The 18,024-nt window shown below is 37.4% G+C and carries 20 protein-coding genes; 14 read left to right on the top strand and 6 right to left on the bottom strand.

Annotation, left to right across the window (positions count from 1 at the left end; all coding sequences use genetic code 11):
* Positions 1-10 precede the first annotated feature (10 nt).
* Together BLS89_RS05590 and BLS89_RS05595 are read left to right on the top strand one after the other, a co-directional pair.
* Positions 11-439 (top strand): TPM domain-containing protein, encoded by a 429-nt coding sequence (locus tag BLS89_RS05590; RefSeq protein ID WP_092736508.1) that lies wholly within the window; start codon positions 11-13, stop codon positions 437-439.
* Positions 423-1,196 carry a TPM domain-containing protein gene (locus BLS89_RS05595; RefSeq protein WP_092736509.1) on the top strand — a complete coding sequence of 258 codons (774 nt, stop codon included), beginning with the start codon at positions 423-425 and terminating at the stop codon, positions 1,194-1,196. The genes BLS89_RS05590 and BLS89_RS05595 overlap by 17 nt, the downstream gene beginning before the upstream one ends.
* Before the next feature lie 10 nt (positions 1,197-1,206).
* Here the strand turns inward: BLS89_RS05595 and BLS89_RS05600 are convergent, their stop codons facing one another.
* On the bottom strand, positions 1,207-1,839 hold the full coding sequence (locus BLS89_RS05600) for a trimeric intracellular cation channel family protein (protein ID WP_092736510.1): 633 nt from the start codon (positions 1,837-1,839) through the stop codon (positions 1,207-1,209).
* Positions 1,840-1,982: 143 nt separating this feature from the next.
* The gene (locus tag BLS89_RS05605; RefSeq protein WP_092736511.1) at positions 1,983-2,312 is read right to left on the bottom strand and encodes a hypothetical protein; all 330 of its coding nucleotides are present in this window, start codon (positions 2,310-2,312) and stop codon (positions 1,983-1,985) included.
* Positions 2,313-2,565: 253 nt separating this feature from the next.
* On the opposite strand from BLS89_RS05605, the gene BLS89_RS05610 reads away from it, so the two are divergent.
* Positions 2,566-3,207: a uracil-DNA glycosylase gene (locus BLS89_RS05610; protein ID WP_092736512.1), complete on the top strand. Its 642-nt coding sequence runs from the start codon at positions 2,566-2,568 to the stop codon at positions 3,205-3,207.
* Between the two features lie 39 nt (positions 3,208-3,246).
* On the opposite strand, the gene BLS89_RS05615 is transcribed toward BLS89_RS05610, so the two are convergent.
* From BLS89_RS05615 to surE, 3 genes are all read right to left on the bottom strand, one after another.
* Positions 3,247-3,657: a RapZ C-terminal domain-containing protein gene (locus tag BLS89_RS05615; protein WP_092736513.1), complete on the bottom strand. Its 411-nt coding sequence runs from the start codon at positions 3,655-3,657 to the stop codon at positions 3,247-3,249.
* 11 nt (positions 3,658-3,668) lie between these two features.
* Positions 3,669-4,754: a peptide chain release factor 1 gene (gene prfA, locus BLS89_RS05620; protein ID WP_092736514.1), complete on the bottom strand. Its 1,086-nt coding sequence runs from the start codon at positions 4,752-4,754 to the stop codon at positions 3,669-3,671.
* A gap of 170 nt (positions 4,755-4,924) precedes the next feature.
* Positions 4,925-5,689 (bottom strand): 5'/3'-nucleotidase SurE, encoded by a 765-nt coding sequence (surE, locus tag BLS89_RS05625; protein WP_092736515.1) that lies wholly within the window; start codon positions 5,687-5,689, stop codon positions 4,925-4,927.
* A gap of 145 nt (positions 5,690-5,834) precedes the next feature.
* Between surE and BLS89_RS05630 the strand changes: the two genes are divergently transcribed.
* The 8 genes from BLS89_RS05630 to BLS89_RS05665 all read left to right on the top strand — a co-directional run bounded on the left by BLS89_RS05630 (position 5,835) and on the right by BLS89_RS05665 (position 12,690).
* The gene (locus BLS89_RS05630; protein ID WP_092736516.1) at positions 5,835-7,958 is read left to right on the top strand and encodes a carboxy terminal-processing peptidase; all 2,124 of its coding nucleotides are present in this window, start codon (positions 5,835-5,837) and stop codon (positions 7,956-7,958) included.
* Positions 7,959-7,965: 7 nt separating this feature from the next.
* Positions 7,966-8,847 carry a mechanosensitive ion channel family protein gene (locus tag BLS89_RS05635; RefSeq protein WP_092736517.1) on the top strand — a complete coding sequence of 294 codons (882 nt, stop codon included), beginning with the start codon at positions 7,966-7,968 and terminating at the stop codon, positions 8,845-8,847.
* A gap of 54 nt (positions 8,848-8,901) precedes the next feature.
* The gene (locus BLS89_RS05640) at positions 8,902-9,732 is read left to right on the top strand and encodes a sulfite exporter TauE/SafE family protein (RefSeq protein ID WP_092736518.1); all 831 of its coding nucleotides are present in this window, start codon (positions 8,902-8,904) and stop codon (positions 9,730-9,732) included.
* A gap of 2 nt (positions 9,733-9,734) precedes the next feature.
* Positions 9,735-10,106, top strand: coding sequence for a DUF1634 domain-containing protein (locus BLS89_RS05645; protein ID WP_092736519.1), 372 nt, complete (start codon positions 9,735-9,737; stop codon positions 10,104-10,106).
* Between the two features lie 28 nt (positions 10,107-10,134).
* Positions 10,135-10,338, top strand: coding sequence for a hypothetical protein (locus tag BLS89_RS05650; RefSeq protein ID WP_092736520.1), 204 nt, complete (start codon positions 10,135-10,137; stop codon positions 10,336-10,338).
* A 59-nt stretch (positions 10,339-10,397) separates the two neighbouring features.
* Positions 10,398-11,582, top strand: a complete 1,185-nt coding sequence (locus BLS89_RS05655) for a sigma-54-dependent transcriptional regulator (protein ID WP_092736521.1) — start codon at positions 10,398-10,400, stop codon at positions 11,580-11,582.
* A 54-nt stretch (positions 11,583-11,636) separates the two neighbouring features.
* Entirely contained in the window at positions 11,637-12,134 is a 498-nt protein-coding gene (gene tpx, locus BLS89_RS05660) for a thiol peroxidase (RefSeq protein ID WP_092736522.1), read from the top strand.
* Between the two features lie 229 nt (positions 12,135-12,363).
* Complete coding sequence (locus BLS89_RS05665) at positions 12,364-12,690, top strand: SUF system Fe-S cluster assembly protein (RefSeq protein WP_092736523.1); 327 nt, start codon at positions 12,364-12,366, stop codon at positions 12,688-12,690.
* 2 nt (positions 12,691-12,692) lie between these two features.
* On the opposite strand, the gene BLS89_RS05670 is transcribed toward BLS89_RS05665, so the two are convergent.
* Entirely contained in the window at positions 12,693-13,541 is an 849-nt protein-coding gene (locus tag BLS89_RS05670; RefSeq protein WP_092736524.1) for a beta/alpha barrel domain-containing protein, read from the bottom strand.
* A 276-nt stretch (positions 13,542-13,817) separates the two neighbouring features.
* Between BLS89_RS05670 and porG the strand changes: the two genes are divergently transcribed.
* From porG to BLS89_RS05685, 3 genes are read left to right on the top strand one after another with little or no spacing between them, the layout of a single operon-like run.
* Positions 13,818-14,708, top strand: coding sequence for a type IX secretion system protein PorG (gene porG, locus BLS89_RS05675; protein WP_092736525.1), 891 nt, complete (start codon positions 13,818-13,820; stop codon positions 14,706-14,708).
* A complete protein-coding gene (locus tag BLS89_RS05680; protein ID WP_092736526.1) occupies positions 14,708-15,448 on the top strand; it encodes an isoprenyl transferase in 741 nt (246 codons plus the stop codon). Before porG ends, BLS89_RS05680 begins: the two co-directional genes overlap by 1 nt.
* A 30-nt stretch (positions 15,449-15,478) precedes the next feature.
* Positions 15,479-18,016, top strand: a complete 2,538-nt coding sequence (locus BLS89_RS05685) for a BamA/OMP85 family outer membrane protein (protein ID WP_092736527.1) — start codon at positions 15,479-15,481, stop codon at positions 18,014-18,016.
* Positions 18,017-18,024: the final 8 nt, after the last annotated feature.

Here is an 18,024-nt window from a genome sequence, read left to right on the forward strand (position 1 = left end):
CATTTGACTAATGGAAACATACCTCAAAAAACAAGATATCAATTGTTTGGTAGAAGCCATTCGTGAAGCCGAGCACAGCACTTCGGGAGAAATACGCATCCATATAGATACGAATAAAGAAGGAAATCCGGCTGAACGGGCATGGGAAGTGTTTCAAATTTTGGAAATGCACAAAACTAAAGAACGAAATGCCGTACTATTCCATATCAATTTTGAACTTAAATACCTCACCATTATCGGGGATGAAGGTATCCACCACAAAGTGAAACAAGAGTTTTGGGACCGTTTGTACGATAAGACTACAGCTTTGTTTGCCAAAGGGATTTATACCAAAGCATTAGAAAATGCCGTACGCGAAGCCGGTATAGAGCTGAAACGGCATTTTCCCACTTATGAAAATAAGATAAATGAACTATCGGACGATGTCACTTTTTCGTAAATTCTTTTTAAGTATATGCTTAGCCGTATATGCCTTAGCTTTTGCCCGGTACCAGATTCCAGAAAAGCCAAAGGTACTCTATCCTGTTTTTGATGAAGCACAGATGCTCACCAAACAAGAGCAGAAAAAGCTTAATGACAAACTGATTGCCTATGCGGATTCTACTTCCACCGAAATAGAGGTGGTCATTATTCCTTCTACAAAAGGAGAAGATGTGAATTTTTTGGCGACGATGATAGGCGAAAAATGGGGAATAGGGCAGAAAGGCGTAGATAATGGCGTGGTTTTCTTAATTGCAAAGGACGACCACACGATGTCTATACAGCAAGGGCGTTCGGTAGAACAATATCTCACCGCATCTACCGCAGGAGAAATCCTTGATTATATGGTAACGCCTTACTTCCGCAAGGGGAAATTTTATCAAGGAATTGATAATGGTACCAATGCCATTATGGAAGCCCTGCAAGGCAAATACAAACCTATTAAAAAGCAAGATGACAGCAACTCTGAGGGGGATATCGCACAGTATATCTTGATTTTCATCATTGTTGTCGTTATTTTGATTATTTTATCCAATCAAAATAATGATGGCGGAACCACTATTTCTAGCCGTGGCAGAAGAATGTACCCCGGAGGAATATTTTTTCCGGGAGGATTCGGCGGTGGTTCCAGAGGAGGAGGCTTTGGTGGAGGAGGCTTCGGAGGCTTTGGCGGTGGCGGAAGCTTCGGAGGAGGTGGAGCCAGCGGAGGCTGGTAAAGATTTATTCTTAACCTAAATGTTTGTTGGCATTATCATAAAATTTGGGGAATTGCCATTGGTATTTTACCGCTAATGTTCTTATCACAACAATAAGAAGAATAGTAAAAATTTGTGTAAATGCAAGAGAAAAATCAGAATACTTATCCATTAGAAAAAATATGGTCCCTCCAATGATACACGCCGTTGCATAAATTTCTTTTCGGAAAATAAGAGGAATTTTATTCAAGAGTATGTCACGGATAATCCCTCCAAAACAACCCGTAATCGTTCCCAGCGTAATGCATATTGTGGGATTGAGCCCTGCTGTAAGCCCTTTTTGAATACCTATGATGGTAAACAGCCCCAGTCCGAAGCTGTCAAATATAAATAAAGTAACTTTGAAATTATGCTCTATAGACTTGAAAATCATAGAAATAACACAAGTGATGAATATAACAAAACAGCTCCACATATCGTGCATCCAAAACACAGGAACATCTAAGAGCAAGTCCCTCACCGTACCACCGCCTACAGATGTAACAAAAGCAATAATAAGAACCCCGAAAGGATCTAAACGCTTCTGCATAGCGGCAAAACTACCGGACATCGCAAAGGCAATAGTTCCGAGAAACTCTATAAGAAAGTTGATATTATGCTCCATATAGAGGTATCGTTTTTAGAGGAATTCAAAATTTATTTTGCAAAAGTAAAAATAAAATACAGACGGTACCTTAGATTTCATTCGCAAAATCTGAAACATGATGTCGTAAGTGATTTTTTGATAAAAAACCATATCCTTGATTCTTATTTTTTAAGGCTCTTAGAACTTCTAAAACTCGCTAAAAGATAATAGGCAACGAATACTGCAGAGAATCTTATCAACGAAGGAACCGCAATCATAGTATTGAAAAACATCAGACCCGCAATCAACAGCACTATCATTCCCAATAAAGAGAGAATCAATTTTTTGGCAAGAAAAAAATCCGGTCTATCCAAATAATAAGCAAGCCCCCAAGCTAAACCGAACGCAACACCATAATACGCATTAACACCCCAATCTTTTTCCCCTGAAAAATAATTAAAAAAAATGCTTGCCAGCATTACGAAACTCCCATATAAAACAGCTTTTTTCATAATCTATATTGTACAACGAAGTTAATAAAAAAATAAGGAACTCTTTTGGATTAAAAACATAATACTATTCACAAAAAACTTTTTAAAATAAAAATTTAAACTCTAATAAGGCACATTGTTTACAAATAAACAAAAATATATCAAAAATACAAAATTAAAAACAATTCTAAAATTGGATGCATAAAATTATTATTTACAAATATTCAAAAAAAATAAACTGAATTATGTACTTTTGAAATACAAAATGAATTTTATGACTTGGAAAGAAGTTTTAGCTCCGATAAAAAATTCGAATTATTTTGATACACTTTGGAAAAAAGTAAAACTTGAATATCAGACCCACCAATGCTTTCCTCCAAAAAAGCAAATATTTCGTGCCATAGAGCTTACGCCTTTTGATGATATAAAGGTGGTTATCATCGGGCAAGACCCTTATCACGGAGATTTTCAGGCTAATGGACTTTGCTTCTCGGTATCAGACCAAGTTCCTGCACCACCATCTCTACGAAATATTTTCGCCGAACTAAAAGACGATTTAGGGGTTGTAAAACATTCTAATGAATTGGAATGCTGGGCAGAACAAGGGGTGTTGCTTCTCAATGCAACACTTACTGTAAGGGGGCACAAGGCAAACTCTCATAAGGATTTAGGCTGGGAGCAATTCACAGATTTTATCATCAAGAAAATATCCGAGGAAAAAGAAAATATTGTTTTTGTTTTATGGGGCTCGTTTGCTCAGAAGAAAAAAGCGATGATAGATACGCACAAGCACTTTGTCCTTAAATCCGTTCATCCGTCTCCGCTCTCTGCACACCGTGGTTTTTTTGGAAGTAAACCTTTCTCTAAAATCAACAACTACCTTGTTTCTAAGGGACAAACGCCGATAGAGTGGTAGCTGTTTAGAAAAAGATTTGATTAAAATTTAAACAGGCTCTTAGTTTAGCTGAGGCTGTTCGTTGTGCTGTAGTTCTACTTTTACCTCCGGATAATGCTTTCGTATATACTCAGACATTTTTATGGCGGCATAGACAGAGCGATGCTGTCCGCCAGTGCAGCCAAATGAAATTTGCAGGTTTTTGAAATCTCGGGATAAATAATTCTCAATACTGATGGATACAATTTGCTCCGCCAATTGGATGAATTTCGGCATCTGGGTTTTCTCTTCCAAGAACTGTTGTACCCCTTGTTCCGCTCCGGTTTTTGATTTGTATTCCTCTAACCGCCCCGGATTGAGAATCCCTCTGCAATCAAATACAAACCCACCGCCGTTATCGGTAGTGTCTCTGGGGATTCCTCCTTTTTTGTACGAGAAACTATAAACCTTTATTGTCATTTGTTTTTCCATTAGATGATGAGTTACATATTTTCCTCTTCGCCTTTCATTTTCTCGGCATTTTCTGCCATTATTAGAGCGTCCAACATTTCTTGAATATCCCCGTTCATAAAGTTGTCAAGGTTATAAATAGATTTATTAATACGGTGGTCCGTTACCCTGCCTTGGGGATAGTTATAAGTTCTAATTTTCGCAGAACGGTCACCGGTAGAAACCATTGTTTTTCTCTGTGCGGCGATGTCTCCTTGCACTTTCTGAAGTTCTATATCATAGAGCTTTGTCCTTAGCATTTCCATTGCCAGCTCTCTGTTTGCCAATTGGGAGCGTGCCTGCTGGCAGACGACTACTATTCCCGTAGGCTTGTGGGTAAGCTGTACTTTTGTTTCTACCTTATTTACATTCTGCCCTCCGGCACCACCGGAACGCGAAGTTTGCATTTCTATATCCGCAGGATTGATTTCCACATCTACCTCTTCTGCTTCCGGGAGTACCGCTACCGTAATGGCAGAAGTATGTACCCTTCCTTGAGATTCTGTTTCCGGCACACGCTGTACGCGGTGCACACCGGATTCAAATTTCATAATACCATAGACACCACTGCCCTCTACTTTCATAATGAGTTCTTTGTAGCCTTTGGAAGCCTCGTTGGCATCGGTAATTTCGTGTTTCCAGCCTTGAGACTTGAAGTACATAGCGTACATTCTGTAAATATCTTCTACAAAGATAGCGGACTCATCGCCTCCTGTTCCGGCTCGCAGCTCTACCATTACATTTTTATCGTCTGCGGGGTCTTTAGGGATTAGAAGATATTTTAGTTCTTCTTCTATTTTGGGAATTCGTTCTTGTGCCTCTTGCCGTTCTATTTTAGCAAGGTCTGCAAGTTCTTTATCAAAGCCATCTGAAATAATCTCATCGGCTTCCTCTATTGCTTGAAGAGCTCCCATATACTCATCAAAAACTTTAACGATTTTGCCCAAATCACTATATTCCTTATTGAGCGAGGAATAGCGTTTTTGGTCAGAGATTACATCGGGCTGTATAATAAGATCGGCTACTTCATTGTAGCGTTGTTTTATAGCTTCTAATTTTGGTATTAAACTTTTAGACATATTCTATATTTAATAATAGCGACAAAGATAAGGAATTTTCAGATGATTTCTTTTAGATAAAAAATAAGACACTTATAGCTAATTTATTAACATTCCGAAACTCTACCGATAAAACGCACCCAATACAAGCATTCTGCCAACCTTACGAAGTTCATTGAACAACAAAAACATTACTCCAAAATAGCCTTCAAATGGGTAATATGCTCGTGAGCCGTAAGGTCAAACTTCACGGGAACGATACTTATATACCCTTCGGATAGAGCGGTTTCATCTGCATCGTCTCCATCATCCATATTGTTGAAGTAGCCTGTGAGCCAGTAGTATTTTTTACCATGAGGATTGGTTCTTTCATCAAAATTTTCTTCCCATTTAGCATTGGCTTGGCGGCATATTTTTATACCTTTCAGTTCTTCTTTGATGAGTTTCGGAATATTAACATTTAACACTATGCCTTTTGGCAAGGGATTTTCCAGTGTGGTTTTCACAATCTTCTGAATATAATCCTTGGCTTGGGTAAAATCTGCATCCCAGCTGAAATCCAACAACGAGAAACCAATTGCACTAATCCCCTCTACCCCTGCCTCTACCGCTGCAGACATAGTTCCGGAATAGATAATATTGATAGAGGAATTGGATCCGTGATTGATGCCGGACACTACCAAATCCGGAGTCCTGTTAAGAATTTTATCTAAGGCAAATTTTACACAATCCACAGGAGTACCGCTCAATGCAAAATCTCTCTGAGGTCCCGGCATATTGATTTCTTCAAAGGTAAGGGTAGAGTTAATCGTAATCGCATGTCCTTTACCACTCTGCGGAGAGTTAGGAGCTACCACTACCACCTCACCTATTTCGTTCATAAACTCTACCAAATTCCGGATTCCCGGTGCCGCGATGCCGTCATCATTCGTTACTAAGATAAGTGGTTTAGCCATCTTTCTAAAAAATTTAGAGCAAATTTAGGCAAAAAATTATAAGAGATTAAAAATAAATAGTATTTTTGAGGTTTGTTTGTGCTAATGTAACTTAGATACAAACTTAAAGATTTAATTACAATAGATATAGATAAGGTTTAAAATTATGTTTAAAAAATTCAGATTAAATAAGCTGTTGCTTTTTATACCGCTGACTTCGATGATGTTCTGCTTCAACTCACCAAAGAACGATGATGAAAAAATGATGACTATAATGGTAGCCATAAAAAATACTCTGAGCTATCTTCATTACAACCCGAGACCAATAAACGACGCCTACTCCAGAGATGTCTATAAAAAATACTTTGACAAGATAGACCCCATGAAACAGTACTTCTTAAAGTCTGATATGGATAAATTCAGCTTGTTCAAAGATAAACTGGACAACTATTTCGAGATAGGAGATTTGACTTTCTTCAAGGTAACCACAGATACCCTTGCCAAAAGAGTGGAGTATATCAAGTCCATTAGCAAAGAAATATTGAGCAAACCTATCGACCTTCACGAGAATGATTCTTTGATTTTGGATCCTAAAATAAAAGACTATCCTGCAGACAAAAAAGAGTTGTATAATGAATGGAAAAGATTCATCAAATACAACATCTTGCAGGAAGTGGAAACAATGAACAGTCGGGAAGAAGCAAAACAAAAACTTAAAGATTCTTTAAACAAAAACCATCTAAAAGATACCATTACCCTAAAACATTATACCCAAGAACAAAAAATACAAAAGGCTACCGAAGAAATAAAAAACCTGATGAATAATATGTTCAAAAGGATACAAAAACGCAAAGAAATGGATGTATTCTCTATGTATATGAACGCTTACACAGAAGCTTTTGACCCTCACTCCAATTACTACTCCCCAAAAGATAAGGAAGATTTTGATGTGCAATTTTCAGGAGTGTTCGTAGGCATAGGTGCAGTGATACAAGAGAAAAAAGGATCTTTTTATTTTGGTCCACTCACCGTAGGAGCTCCTGCTTGGAAATCCAAAGAGCTATCAGAAGGAGATAAAATTCTTAAAGTAAAACCTTTGCCCAACGAACCTGCCATCAATGTAAGCGGAATGCTGATAGAGGAAGTCGTGAAAAACATAAGAGGCAAAAAAGGAACCAAAGTAACCCTCACCATAATGAAAAAAGATGGTACCATAAAAGAAATCACCTTAGTACGGGATAAAGTAAAAATAGAAGATACCTTTGCCAAGAGTATTATGATTGAAACCCCCGACAAAAAGAAAATAGGATACATCTACCTACCTGGATTTTATGCCGATTTCAAAGACGACAAAGAAGGCCGGAATGCTTCTGATGATGTGAAAACAGAGCTTGAAAAACTCAAAAAAGAAGGAGCCCAATATATGATTTTAGATATCCGAAGCAACGGAGGTGGCTCTCTGTCCGAGGTAGTGGATATGATGGGACTCTTTACTAAACAAGGACCTGTAGTACAAGTGAAAGACAATAATGGAAATACACAAGCCCACCGAAACAAAAGTAATAACCCTATATGGACAGGACCTTTACTATTGCTTCAAAACGAGCTGTCGGCATCGGCATCAGAGATATTAGCACAGGCAATGAGAGATTATCAAAGAGCTATCATTCTTGGCTCTCCTACTTCCTTCGGTAAAGGTACGGTACAGACTTTTATAGGACTCAATCGCTTCCTTAATACCAACGAAGATTTTGGAGATTTGAAAATGACGATACAAAAATTCTACGGTATCAACGGGGAATCTAACCAACTAAAAGGTGTCCCGTCTGACATTCCGCTGAAAGACGGTTTCTCGTACTCCGAGATTGGTGAAAAATATGCAGACAATGCCTTGCCTTGGGATAAAATACAGCCTACTGAATACACAAAGCTCTATATTCCCAATATAGAGAATATTATCAAAAATAGTGAGGCAAGAATGGCAACCAGCAAGGATTATCAATTATTATTAGAATCCATTAAATGGAAAGAGAAACTCGACAAAGTAAAAAAACTACCCCTAAATATAAACCAATTTGAAGCACTGATGATTAAAAGAAAAAAAGAACTCGAGCGTTTCAAATCTTTAGGAAAATATAACAACGGGCTCAAGTTTACAATGAATTCCGATGAGCAGATGAGAGCTAAAAAAGACACTGTTTTTGCCAAAAAAGAAAAATCTTGGATCAAAAATCTTAGTAGAGATTTATTCTTAAAAGAAGGAACCAAAGTAGTAACCGAAATAAAATAAACAGACAATGAATGATAATGTAAACCATCTGACTAACGATGTAAGCCTCACCCTGAAACAAATTTTGGAATACAAAGTTTTTTCCATTGGAGGCTACTCTCTTAGTGTTTATGAAATAGCTATTGCACTGCTGATTATCATACTTGGAGTTATCGCATCTAAACTCATTCGGAAGATTATCTACAGGTCTGAGCGTTTAGATTTAGGTAAAAAATTTGCCTTTTCCCAGATTATTCATTATCTCATACTCATCTTCGTATTCTTTATTGCAATGAGGGCTATCGGCATCAATATTTCCCCCCTGTTATTCGGTTCTGGAGCTCTATTAGTAGGGTTGGGATTAGGACTTCAGAATCTATTTTTGGATTTTATATCCGGAGTCATTATCCTATTAGATAGAACCATAAAAGTAGGAGATATCATAGAAATAGAAGGTATCGTAGGACGTGTTCAGCAGATCCATATGCGTTCCACGGCAATTCGTACCAGAGACAACAAAAGCTTAATTTTTCCGAATTCTATTCTAACTAAAGAGAAATTCATCAATTATTCTCATGCAGACAATATCGTAAGATTCGAAATTTCTGTAGGCGTACACTACAACACAGACATAGATCTGGCCTCAAAACTACTAATCGAAGCGGCATTAGAAAACAACTTTGTCTTGAAAAACGAAGAGCCTATAGTAAGGCTGGAAGACTTCGGAGACAGCTCCTTAGATTTAAAGCTCTTCTATTTTTCAACACATTTATTCCGTGCGCCGCAGACCAAAAACGAAATCAGAAGGGAAATTCTGAAGAAGTTTAAAGCAAACGGTATCAACATTCCGTATCCTATCAGGACTTTGGATATCCCAAATCAGACATTGAATATCAGGCAAAATCCATAGGAAAGAAAAGAGGTGATTATATTTATTCAACGCTAATTTTGTATCTCATCGGTTATGTTAGAATTTTGGATATTATTTGTAGGAGCCATTTCGGCAGGTTTACTCGGTTCTCTTACGGGGTTGGGTGGCGGAGTGGTGATTATCCCTATACTTACTTTAGGATTTCATATTCCTGTTCCTTATGCTGTAGGAGCTTCCCTCATCTCTGTAATAGGAACTTCTTCAGGCTCTGCATCGGCTTTCGTTAAGGAAGGCTACACTAATATGAGAATAGGAATTTTCTTGGAAATTGCTACTACTTTCGGAGCGATTTTGGGAGCATTAGCGGCCGGTATATTAGATTCCAATACTATTGGAATTATTTTTGGGCTAATACTAATGCTGACGGCAGTACTTGGAATACGAAAAAAACCTGACCACCAACTGGATATAATAGAAGACTCTTGGGCCCGAAAACTGAAACTATATGGTAGTTTTCCCAAAAACGGCAAAATAGCCCAGTATTCTTCAACTAATATTTTCGAAGGATTTGCCATGATGGGATTTGCAGGAATGATGTCTGGACTATTGGGTATCGGAGGAGGAGTACTTAAAGTTTTGGCAATGGACAATATTATGAAACTTCCTTTCAAGGTTTCCACTACTACAAGTAATTTTATGATAGGGGTAACGGCAGCAGCAAGTGCATTCATCTACTTCCAAAGAGGAGAAATTATTCCAGAAATTGCAGCACCGGTTCTCATTGGTGTTGTAGCAGGTTCTTTCATTGGTTCTAAAATATTTATGAAGATAAAAACTCATAGTCTGAAAGTTATTTTCAGCCTCGTAGCAGCAGCATTATCTGTCTATATGATTTATAAAGGATTAACCGGTAAATTCCATTAAGAATGAATGATTTAGCACATAAAGAAGCCCGGTTGAACAACCTTGTTGGAAATCTATTAAGAATAGGGGTTTTGACTTCTGTAATTGTCGTTTTTATAGGTATTATCATTGGGGTATTTAGAGGAGATTTGGTGATAAATATACCGGAAGCCACTCCCACAGAAAATACTTTTATCACTTATTATAAAGATTTAATGCTTGGCGAAACCCATGCCATTATAGAAACCGGCGTTTTGCTTATGCTCTTTACGCCCATTATGAGGATTGTCTTTGCCGCAATAGCCTTCTACAAGGAGAAAGACAAGCTGTACACATTCCTTTCGTTGGTCGTATTGGCGGTTATTATCCTAAGTTTCTCTTTGGGTAAAGGATAGATTGGTAAAAACTTAACTAAAATAAAAAATGAATTTCAAAAATCCTAAAACCATAATCATCATTGTACTAACATTCGTCATTGTTTTCTTGATGAATTACATTGGCAATGACTCTCCGAATAAACTTCAAGACGCTGCCCTTAACGGCTTGGGAGGGGTAGTTGGAATTATTGTGGGGCTTTTCATTTGGAACCGCAACAAGCACGACAATACACATCAGGATTTTGACTAAGCCGAGCAGTAAAGCTGCCGTAAGAGGTCTAATTAAGAAATACTTTGTATCTTTGTGATATGCAAAAAATATTAATAGTAGAAGACGAAAAAAACATCTCGGGATTACTGAAAAATATTCTTTCCGAGGAAATGGCAGACTACGATATACAAATTGCCGATGATGGTCTGGAAGGGTATAAACTTATAGAAAATGAAGATTTTTCTTTGGTTATTTCGGATATCAAAATGCCTAAACTTTCCGGAACAGAGCTTTTAGAAAAATCATTAGCATTAAAACCTGATACTGCTTTCATTATGATATCGGCTCATGGTGATATCCATACGGCTGTAGATAGCATAAAAAAAGGAGCTTATGATTTTATAGAAAAACCCATAGATCTCAACAGGCTTATCACAAGCGTAAGGAATGCTTTAGATAGAAATAAACTGCAACAAGCCAATCAAAACCTGAAAAAAGAAAACTCACAGCTTAAGAAAAAAGTGAGTAAAAAATATGAAATGATAGGTGAATCCGAAGCCCTAAAAAAAATCAAAAATATAATTAATAAAGTGGCTGTTTCAGAGGCAAGAGTGCTTATCACCGGTCCTAATGGCGTAGGGAAAGAATTGGTAGCACATTCTCTTCACGAGAAAAGCAATAGAAGCAACCAGCCTATAGTAGAAGTAAATTGTGCAGCCATACCTTCTGAATTGATAGAAAGTGAACTTTTCGGACATACAAAAGGTTCCTTCACCGGAGCTGTAAAGGATAAATCCGGAAAATTTGAACAAGCCAATGGCGGCACCTTATTTTTAGATGAAATAGGCGATATGAGTTTAGCTGCTCAAGCTAAGGTTTTGAGAGCTTTGCAAGAGAATAAAATCTCTCCGGTCGGCAGCGACAAGGAGATTAAAGTAGATGTGAGAGTGATCACTGCAACCAATAAAAATCTTCAAAAAGAAATAGAAGAAGGAAAATTCCGCGAAGATTTATACCACAGAATATCCGTGATAGAAATCCATGTTCCATCTCTTAACGAGAGAAAGGAGGATATCTCTCTATTGGTAGAACATTTTACCAAAGTGATTGCTAATGAACAAGGCAGTCCTGTAAAAGAGTTTGATGCAAAAGCGATAAAAGCATTGGAAAAACTCGATTGGACAGGGAATATCCGAGAGCTGAGAAATGTGGTAGAACGGCTGATTATTTTAGGAGAAAATCCCGTTTCGGAAAAAGATGTAGAGAATTTTGTGAGAAAATAACCTTTCTCACAATCTATTGAACTAAAAAATATAATTTTTATTAAACCTAATTTTATGGCTACAATTACATTAAAAGGAACCCCTGCGCATACCGTAGGAGAGCTTCCAAAAGTAGGAGATGCTGCCCGAGAGTTTACGCTCGTAAGCGGAGACTTAAGTGAAAAAACATTATCGGACTTCAAAGGTAAAAAAGTTGTACTAAACATTTTCCCAAGCGTAGATACGGGCATTTGTGCTGCATCTGCAAGAAAGTTTAATGAAGAGGCTTCTTCTTTAGAAAATACTGTTGTGGTAAATGTCTCTAAGGATTTGCCATTTGCCTTAGGGCGTTTCTGTGCTGCAGAAGGTCTTAATAATGTGGAAAATCTATCCGATTTCCGAGGAACATTCGGAGAAGACTATGGCGTAACTCTAACGGACACTCCTCTAAAAGGCTTGCTTAGTAGAGCTGTGGTGGTTTTAGACGAAAGCGGAAAAGTAGTTTATACAGAACAAGTTCCTGAAATTGGTCAAGAGCCGGATTATCAGTCTGCACTTGCCGCTCTGAAATAAGAGTCTAATTCCTCGTATAAATAAAAACTGCTTTATGATTAAATTAAAGCAGTTTTTATTTATAATTATCCAAGAAAAATCGTTATAACACTAATCAAATAAAAGAATATAACGATAGAATCAAGATTTGTTTGACATCGTTTAAGCAGAGACTGGAATAAATAAAAATACACGAAAAATATTTTTTCTTATTTTTGTCTTTTATTTATAATAAATTGAAATCTAATCTATGAAATATACGGACGACCAAATTGCAAATATTGGCGAAAATATCATCAAAACACTCAAGACAGTCTATGATCCAGAGATACCGGTGGATATTTATGAGCTTGGGCTGGTATACGATGTTCAAATCTCTGATGAGGGCAGCGTAAAAATCGTAATGACGCTTACTACACCCAATTGCCCCGTTGCAGAAACGCTTCCTCAGGAAGTGAAAGAAAAAATATCTGATATAGAAGGTGTGAAAGATGTCGATTTGGAACTAACCTTCGAGCCTACTTGGAACAAGGATATGATGAGCGAAGAGGCAAAATTTGAGCTGGGAATGCTTTAACCTTAGAAATGAAAAATATCTTTTGCAATATTCCAAGCACTCTCAAAGTTTAGCATATCTTGTTTGATGGCGAGGTTTTCCGTATTCATAAAATTGAAAACTTGCTCCGTAGGCATATTTCCCACTAAATAATCTTTAGCCATAGGGCATCCTCCCAAGCCTTTTATAGCAGAATCAAATTTTCTACACCCCTTATCATAAGCTGCTTTAAGTTTTTTATAAGAATCTGCATATCGATTGTGGAAATGGGCACCAAATTCTATATTGGGGTAGGCAGTGGGTATTTTGTCGAATAACAAAGCTATGGTTTCCGGTGTGGCGACTCCAGTCGTATCGGACAGCATAATGCTTTTCACACCTATTTCCGAAAATCTTTTTGCCCAAAAATCGACCTCTTCCCATCTCCAAACTTCACCGTAAGGGTTGCCAAAAGCCATAGAAAAGTACACATTAAGACTCTTAGACTCTCCCTCTATCATATTTAATATTTCCTGAATCTGGGAAAAGGCTTTCTCTTGGCTTTTATTGGTGTTTCTGTATTGGAAAGTTTCCGATATGGAAAACGGAAATCCTAAGATGTCCACATTTTTATGTTTAATGGCAGCCTCCGCACCTTTAAGATTGGCAACAATAACAGAAAGCTTCGTGTCCGAAATACCTTTATCAATATGTTCTAAAACCTCGTATGTATCCACCATCTGTGGAATAGCTTTGGATGAAACAAAGCTTCCACAGTCTAAAATATCAAAATTTACACCCATCAAAGCATTGATATAATTAACCTTTTTTTTTGTGGGGATAAACTCTCCCCAGCCTTGCATAGCGTCTCTTGGGCATTCCGTAAGCAGCATAATAATATGTTGTTTTTGGTTCTTGCCAAATATAGTATTTTTTTATTGATAATATTTTATTTTAATCTGTTTTTCATCAAGATTAAATATTGATATTCTCAAAATAAGTTTTTTACAATCTTGCATACGCCCAAATCTCTATAGCCTTTTAGCTACTATTTATGATTTTTATGTGTTTTTTAACGCATTAGTATAATGGCTGTTATTTCAAAAATATATTATATTTGCACATTGGTTGTATCATTGCTCTAATGATACAGCATTATATTTGTATCAATGAGAAAAAAAAATTTAGTTTCTGTTTTATGTCTTTTAGGCTTGTTTTTGTCTAAAGCACAAAGGCATGAGATAGGTATGTTTGCCGGAAACATCAATATTGTAGGAGATATTGGCGAAACTAATTATGTATTGCAAGGGACTACTACTGTCAAACAAGGGACTCGTCTTGGGCTTCCTATCACGTTGGGGATTCTTTACCGGATGAATTTTAATCCCTACCAGACGTTGAGATTTGATCTTGGGTATTCCAATGTAAAATTTATTGATGAAGCCTCTGATGAAAATTACAGAAAACAGAGATACAACTCAGAATCCAATACTCTTTATAATTTGGACGCTATATTTGAGTATTATTTTCTTCCTGTAAATGATGAACAGAGAGCAATGCTTAGCCCTTATATATTCGGTGGAGTGGGTGCTTTGGTTTATAACTCTTGGAATATGTCGTTAGATTTTAGAAATAAAAACCTGATAGATACCGTCGGAAACTTTGTACAACCCTCCGGATCAGACGATGCCTATCGTAAGCCTATAAGAGAATCCGGAAACAATATGACTCTATCTATCCCTTTTGGTGTGGGAGTAAAATATAAATTCAACTACAACTGGGCATTGTTTGCAGAAGTACTATTCAGACCTACATTTACAGACGAGATAGATTATAGTGTCATCAGTGATAAAAATGTGAGAGTACTTTATGACAAAGATGAAGTAAAAAGAATAAGAGGAAATAAAAATGGGCTGAGCAGTGACGAAATCCACCAAATTATCCAGCCCTATATAGATAGTTACAAAATAGGAAATCTTAAATCCAAAGATTGGGTTAATAATATTTCAGTGGGAGTTTCTTATTCATTTGGACGACCACCTTGTTATTGTGAAAAGTAATGTCAGAGATAAAAGAATTGATAAATAGAGAAAAGCTGCCTCAGCATGTTGCTATCATTATGGATGGTAACGGGCGGTGGGCAAAGTCCAAAGGAGAACAGAGAACCTTTGGGCATCGCAGTGCAATAAAAGCAGTACGAGATGTCATCAATGCTTGTAACGAGATAGGCATACCTTATCTCACGCTTTATACTTTTTCTACCGAAAACTGGAAACGCCCTGCAGAAGAAGTAGATACCCTGATGACCTTACTCTCCGAAACTCTGCTGGAAGAAGCAGAAGAAATCTTTACCAAAGGACTAAGGTTGCATGTAATAGGACAAATAGAAAAACTACCGGTCTTAGTGAGAGAACAGCTCGTTAATGTAATAGAGCTTACCCAAAACAACAAAAAAGGAAACCTTATTCTCGCTCTTAGCTACGGTTCCAGAAACGAGATTGTACAAGCAATAAAAAATATATCAAAAGAGGTAAAAGAAGGTACTCTAAAAACAGATGAAATCAATGATGATGTCGTAAGCAGCCATTTGTTTACCAAAGATTTTCCTGATGTAGATTTACTCATTAGGACCAGCGGAGAAGTGAGAATCAGTAACTTCTTGCTTTGGCAGATTGCTTATGCAGAATTACAATTTTTAGATATCCTCTGGCCGGATTTTACAAAAGATAATTTTTTCCAATGTATTGTAAATTATCAAAATAAAGAAAGACGATACGGAAAAATAAGCGAACAATTATAAAAAAGAATTAAAACGAAGATAAACTAATTTATGAGATATAAATTCTTACCCGTACTAATGTTTGTGGCAGCAGCCCATTTTTACGGACAGGTTACCCCAGAGCCCCATACCGAGCCCAATTCAGTGCAAGCTCAGGTGACACAAGGTACATATACACTGGAGGGAATCGTAATAGATGGCGTGAAAAAATATTCGGCAGACCAAATCCTAAGATTCACCGGTCTAAGGAAAGGAGACAAGGTAGAAATACCAGGAACTAAAATAGCCGAATCCATAAAAAAATTATGGAAAACAGAAAACTTCTCTGAAGTAGAAGTAACCGTAAAAAGCATTGATGGAGACAATGTTGTGCTTAGATTTTCTTTGCAAGGACTTAAAGAACTGGGAGAGGTAAAAGTAGTAGGCATTGACAAAAGAATAGGAAAATCCAAAGGTGAGAAAGTCATAAAAGACAACCATCTAAAACCAGGATTGAAAATCACTCAGGATTTGATAAATTCCGTAAAAAACAATATCGTAAAAACGAATGTAGATAAAGGTTTTGCAGATTCAAAAGTAAACATTAAACAAACCCCGAACGCAAAAAATCCCGATATGATGAATTGGGAAATAGAAGTGGAAAGAGGCAAACGAGTGAAAATAGACCACATAACCTTTGAAGGAAATGAACATATTTCTTCTGCCAAACTTCGCAAAAAGGGGTTCAAAGAAACTAAAACTAAAAGATTTATCATAGGTATTTTTAAGCCATCGAGGTTTATTAAATCGAAATACGAAGAGGACAAGAAAAATCTGATTAGTTACTATAACTCTTTAGGATATAGAGATGCCAAAATCGCATCAGACTCTGTATGGAGGAATAAAAACAACAATTACGACATCAAAGTAAACCTTAACGAAGGTAAAAAATATTATATCGGTAAAATCAGCTTCGTAGGAAATACCGAGTACAGCACTCCGTTTTTAGAAAAAATATTAGGCTACAAAACGGGTGATGTATATGATGCCGTAGGTTTTAACAAAAAAGTAGGAGAAGACGGAGGTAAAGAAGATGACAGCGATATCAAATCTCTTTATTTGAACAATGGATATTTATTCTCTCAAGTAGAGCCGGTGGAGAAATCTGTGAAGGGCGATTCCATAGACTTGGAAGTGCGTATCCACGAAGGAGAAAAAGCCTCTTGGAACCGAGTAACTTGGGATGGTAATACGACTACCCACGACCATGTAATCCTCCGTTCCTTGCAGACGCGTCCGGGAGATTTGTTCTCAAAGAGAGATATCAAAGCGACTTATTTTGATTTAGCTGGAATGCAGTATTTTGATCCGCAGCAGGTTAAATATAATTTTAATCCTCATCCGCAGGATAATACCGTAGATGTGAATTGGTCTCTGGTAGAGAAAGGTTCTTCCCAAGTTCAATTGCAAGCGGGCTACGGAGGAGGCTCTTTCATTGGAACATTAGGACTTACTTTCAATAATTTTTCATTAAGAAATTTCTTGAGGGGCAAAGACTTTAAACCTGTTCCTCAGGGAGATGGTCAAGTTCTTTCGCTGCAAGCTCAGGCAGGGCAGTATTTCCAAAATTATAGTCTCGGATTTACGGAGCCATGGTTATTTGGAAGCCGCCCTACAGCCTTATCTATCAGCTTGAATAATTCAAGGGTTAATTATAGAGATTACTTGGGAGGTCCTCAAAGGCTTAATATATTCTCTGCCAGCGTAGGGTTAAATAGGAGATTGCTATGGCCGGATCAGTATTTTTCTCTTTACACAGGACTTTCTTATCAAGGCTATAATTTTGATAATTACCCTTTTATGTTCGGCACAGAACAGCTGGATAAAGGTTCGGCTAATAATTTTAGTTTCGATGTTTCATTGAGCCGAAACTCTGCAGGATACGACCCGATATTTCCTACTATGGGATCTAATTTTGAGGCTTCTGTGAAATTTACGCCGCCATATTCTCTTTGGAATGGCAAAGATTATTCTAAGCTATCCACAGCAGAGAAATACAAGTGGCTGGAGTTTTATAAAGTAAAGCTAAAAGGAGAAACATATAACAGCATTGTTGGCAAATTGGTCCTTCGTTCTACTGCAGAGATGGGCTTCTTGGCAGGATACAAAAAAAGTCTTGGTGCACCGCCGTTCGAGCGTTTCTATATGGGAGGTACAGGATTATTTAATGGACGATACGACGGTAGAGAGCTTATCCCTCTTCGTGGTTATGAAAATGCTTCCACCTATGGAGGGCAGCCGGATGATATTACACCGCTTGGTGGGGGGACTATTTACAATCGCTTTGCATTAGAGCTGAGATACCCTATCTCAATGAGCCAGACGGCAAAAATCTACGCTCTTACCTTTGCAGAAGGGGGAAATACTTGGAACACTTGGTCCAGCTATAATCCCTTCCAGCTAAAACGCTCGGTAGGTTTTGGTATAAGGGTATATATGGGAATGTTTGGGCTAATAGGATTTGATTTTGCTTATGGCTTTGATAAATCTATCGGCGGTACAGTACCTTCCGGATGGAAAACCCACTTTATTATGAACCAACCTTTGTAAATATATAA

It is taken from the genome of Riemerella columbipharyngis (assembly GCF_900101995.1).
Taxonomy (GTDB): domain Bacteria; phylum Bacteroidota; class Bacteroidia; order Flavobacteriales; family Weeksellaceae; genus Riemerella; species Riemerella columbipharyngis.

Bases quoted from the DNA above. Each gene is read 5' to 3' on its own strand.
- BLS89_RS05610 (WP_092736512.1), top strand. From the start codon at position 2,566: ATGACTTGGAAAGAAGTTTTAGCTCCGATAAAAAATTCGAATTATTTT.
- prfA (WP_092736514.1), bottom strand. From the start codon at position 4,754: ATGTCTAAAAGTTTAATACCAAAATTAGAAGCTATAAAACAACGCTAC.
- BLS89_RS05605 (WP_092736511.1), bottom strand. From the start codon at position 2,312: ATGAAAAAAGCTGTTTTATATGGGAGTTTCGTAATGCTGGCAAGCATT.
- BLS89_RS05640 (WP_092736518.1), top strand. From the start codon at position 8,902: ATGTTAGAATTTTGGATATTATTTGTAGGAGCCATTTCGGCAGGTTTA.
- BLS89_RS05670 (WP_092736524.1), bottom strand. From the start codon at position 13,541: ATGCTGCTTACGGAATGCCCAAGAGACGCTATGCAAGGCTGGGGAGAG.
- porG (WP_092736525.1), top strand. From the start codon at position 13,818: ATGAGAAAAAAAAATTTAGTTTCTGTTTTATGTCTTTTAGGCTTGTTT.
- BLS89_RS05635 (WP_092736517.1), top strand. From the start codon at position 7,966: ATGAATGATAATGTAAACCATCTGACTAACGATGTAAGCCTCACCCTG.
- BLS89_RS05600 (WP_092736510.1), bottom strand. From the start codon at position 1,839: ATGGAGCATAATATCAACTTTCTTATAGAGTTTCTCGGAACTATTGCC.
- BLS89_RS05655 (WP_092736521.1), top strand. From the start codon at position 10,398: ATGCAAAAAATATTAATAGTAGAAGACGAAAAAAACATCTCGGGATTA.
- BLS89_RS05665 (WP_092736523.1), top strand. From the start codon at position 12,364: ATGAAATATACGGACGACCAAATTGCAAATATTGGCGAAAATATCATC.
- BLS89_RS05590 (WP_092736508.1), top strand. From the start codon at position 11: ATGGAAACATACCTCAAAAAACAAGATATCAATTGTTTGGTAGAAGCC.
- BLS89_RS05645 (WP_092736519.1), top strand. From the start codon at position 9,735: ATGAATGATTTAGCACATAAAGAAGCCCGGTTGAACAACCTTGTTGGA.
- surE (WP_092736515.1), bottom strand. From the start codon at position 5,689: ATGGCTAAACCACTTATCTTAGTAACGAATGATGACGGCATCGCGGCA.
- BLS89_RS05685 (WP_092736527.1), top strand. From the start codon at position 15,479: ATGAGATATAAATTCTTACCCGTACTAATGTTTGTGGCAGCAGCCCAT.
- BLS89_RS05595 (WP_092736509.1), top strand. From the start codon at position 423: ATGTCACTTTTTCGTAAATTCTTTTTAAGTATATGCTTAGCCGTATAT.
- BLS89_RS05650 (WP_092736520.1), top strand. From the start codon at position 10,135: ATGAATTTCAAAAATCCTAAAACCATAATCATCATTGTACTAACATTC.
- tpx (WP_092736522.1), top strand. From the start codon at position 11,637: ATGGCTACAATTACATTAAAAGGAACCCCTGCGCATACCGTAGGAGAG.
- BLS89_RS05615 (WP_092736513.1), bottom strand. From the start codon at position 3,657: ATGGAAAAACAAATGACAATAAAGGTTTATAGTTTCTCGTACAAAAAA.
- BLS89_RS05630 (WP_092736516.1), top strand. From the start codon at position 5,835: ATGTTTAAAAAATTCAGATTAAATAAGCTGTTGCTTTTTATACCGCTG.
- BLS89_RS05680 (WP_092736526.1), top strand. From the start codon at position 14,708: ATGTCAGAGATAAAAGAATTGATAAATAGAGAAAAGCTGCCTCAGCAT.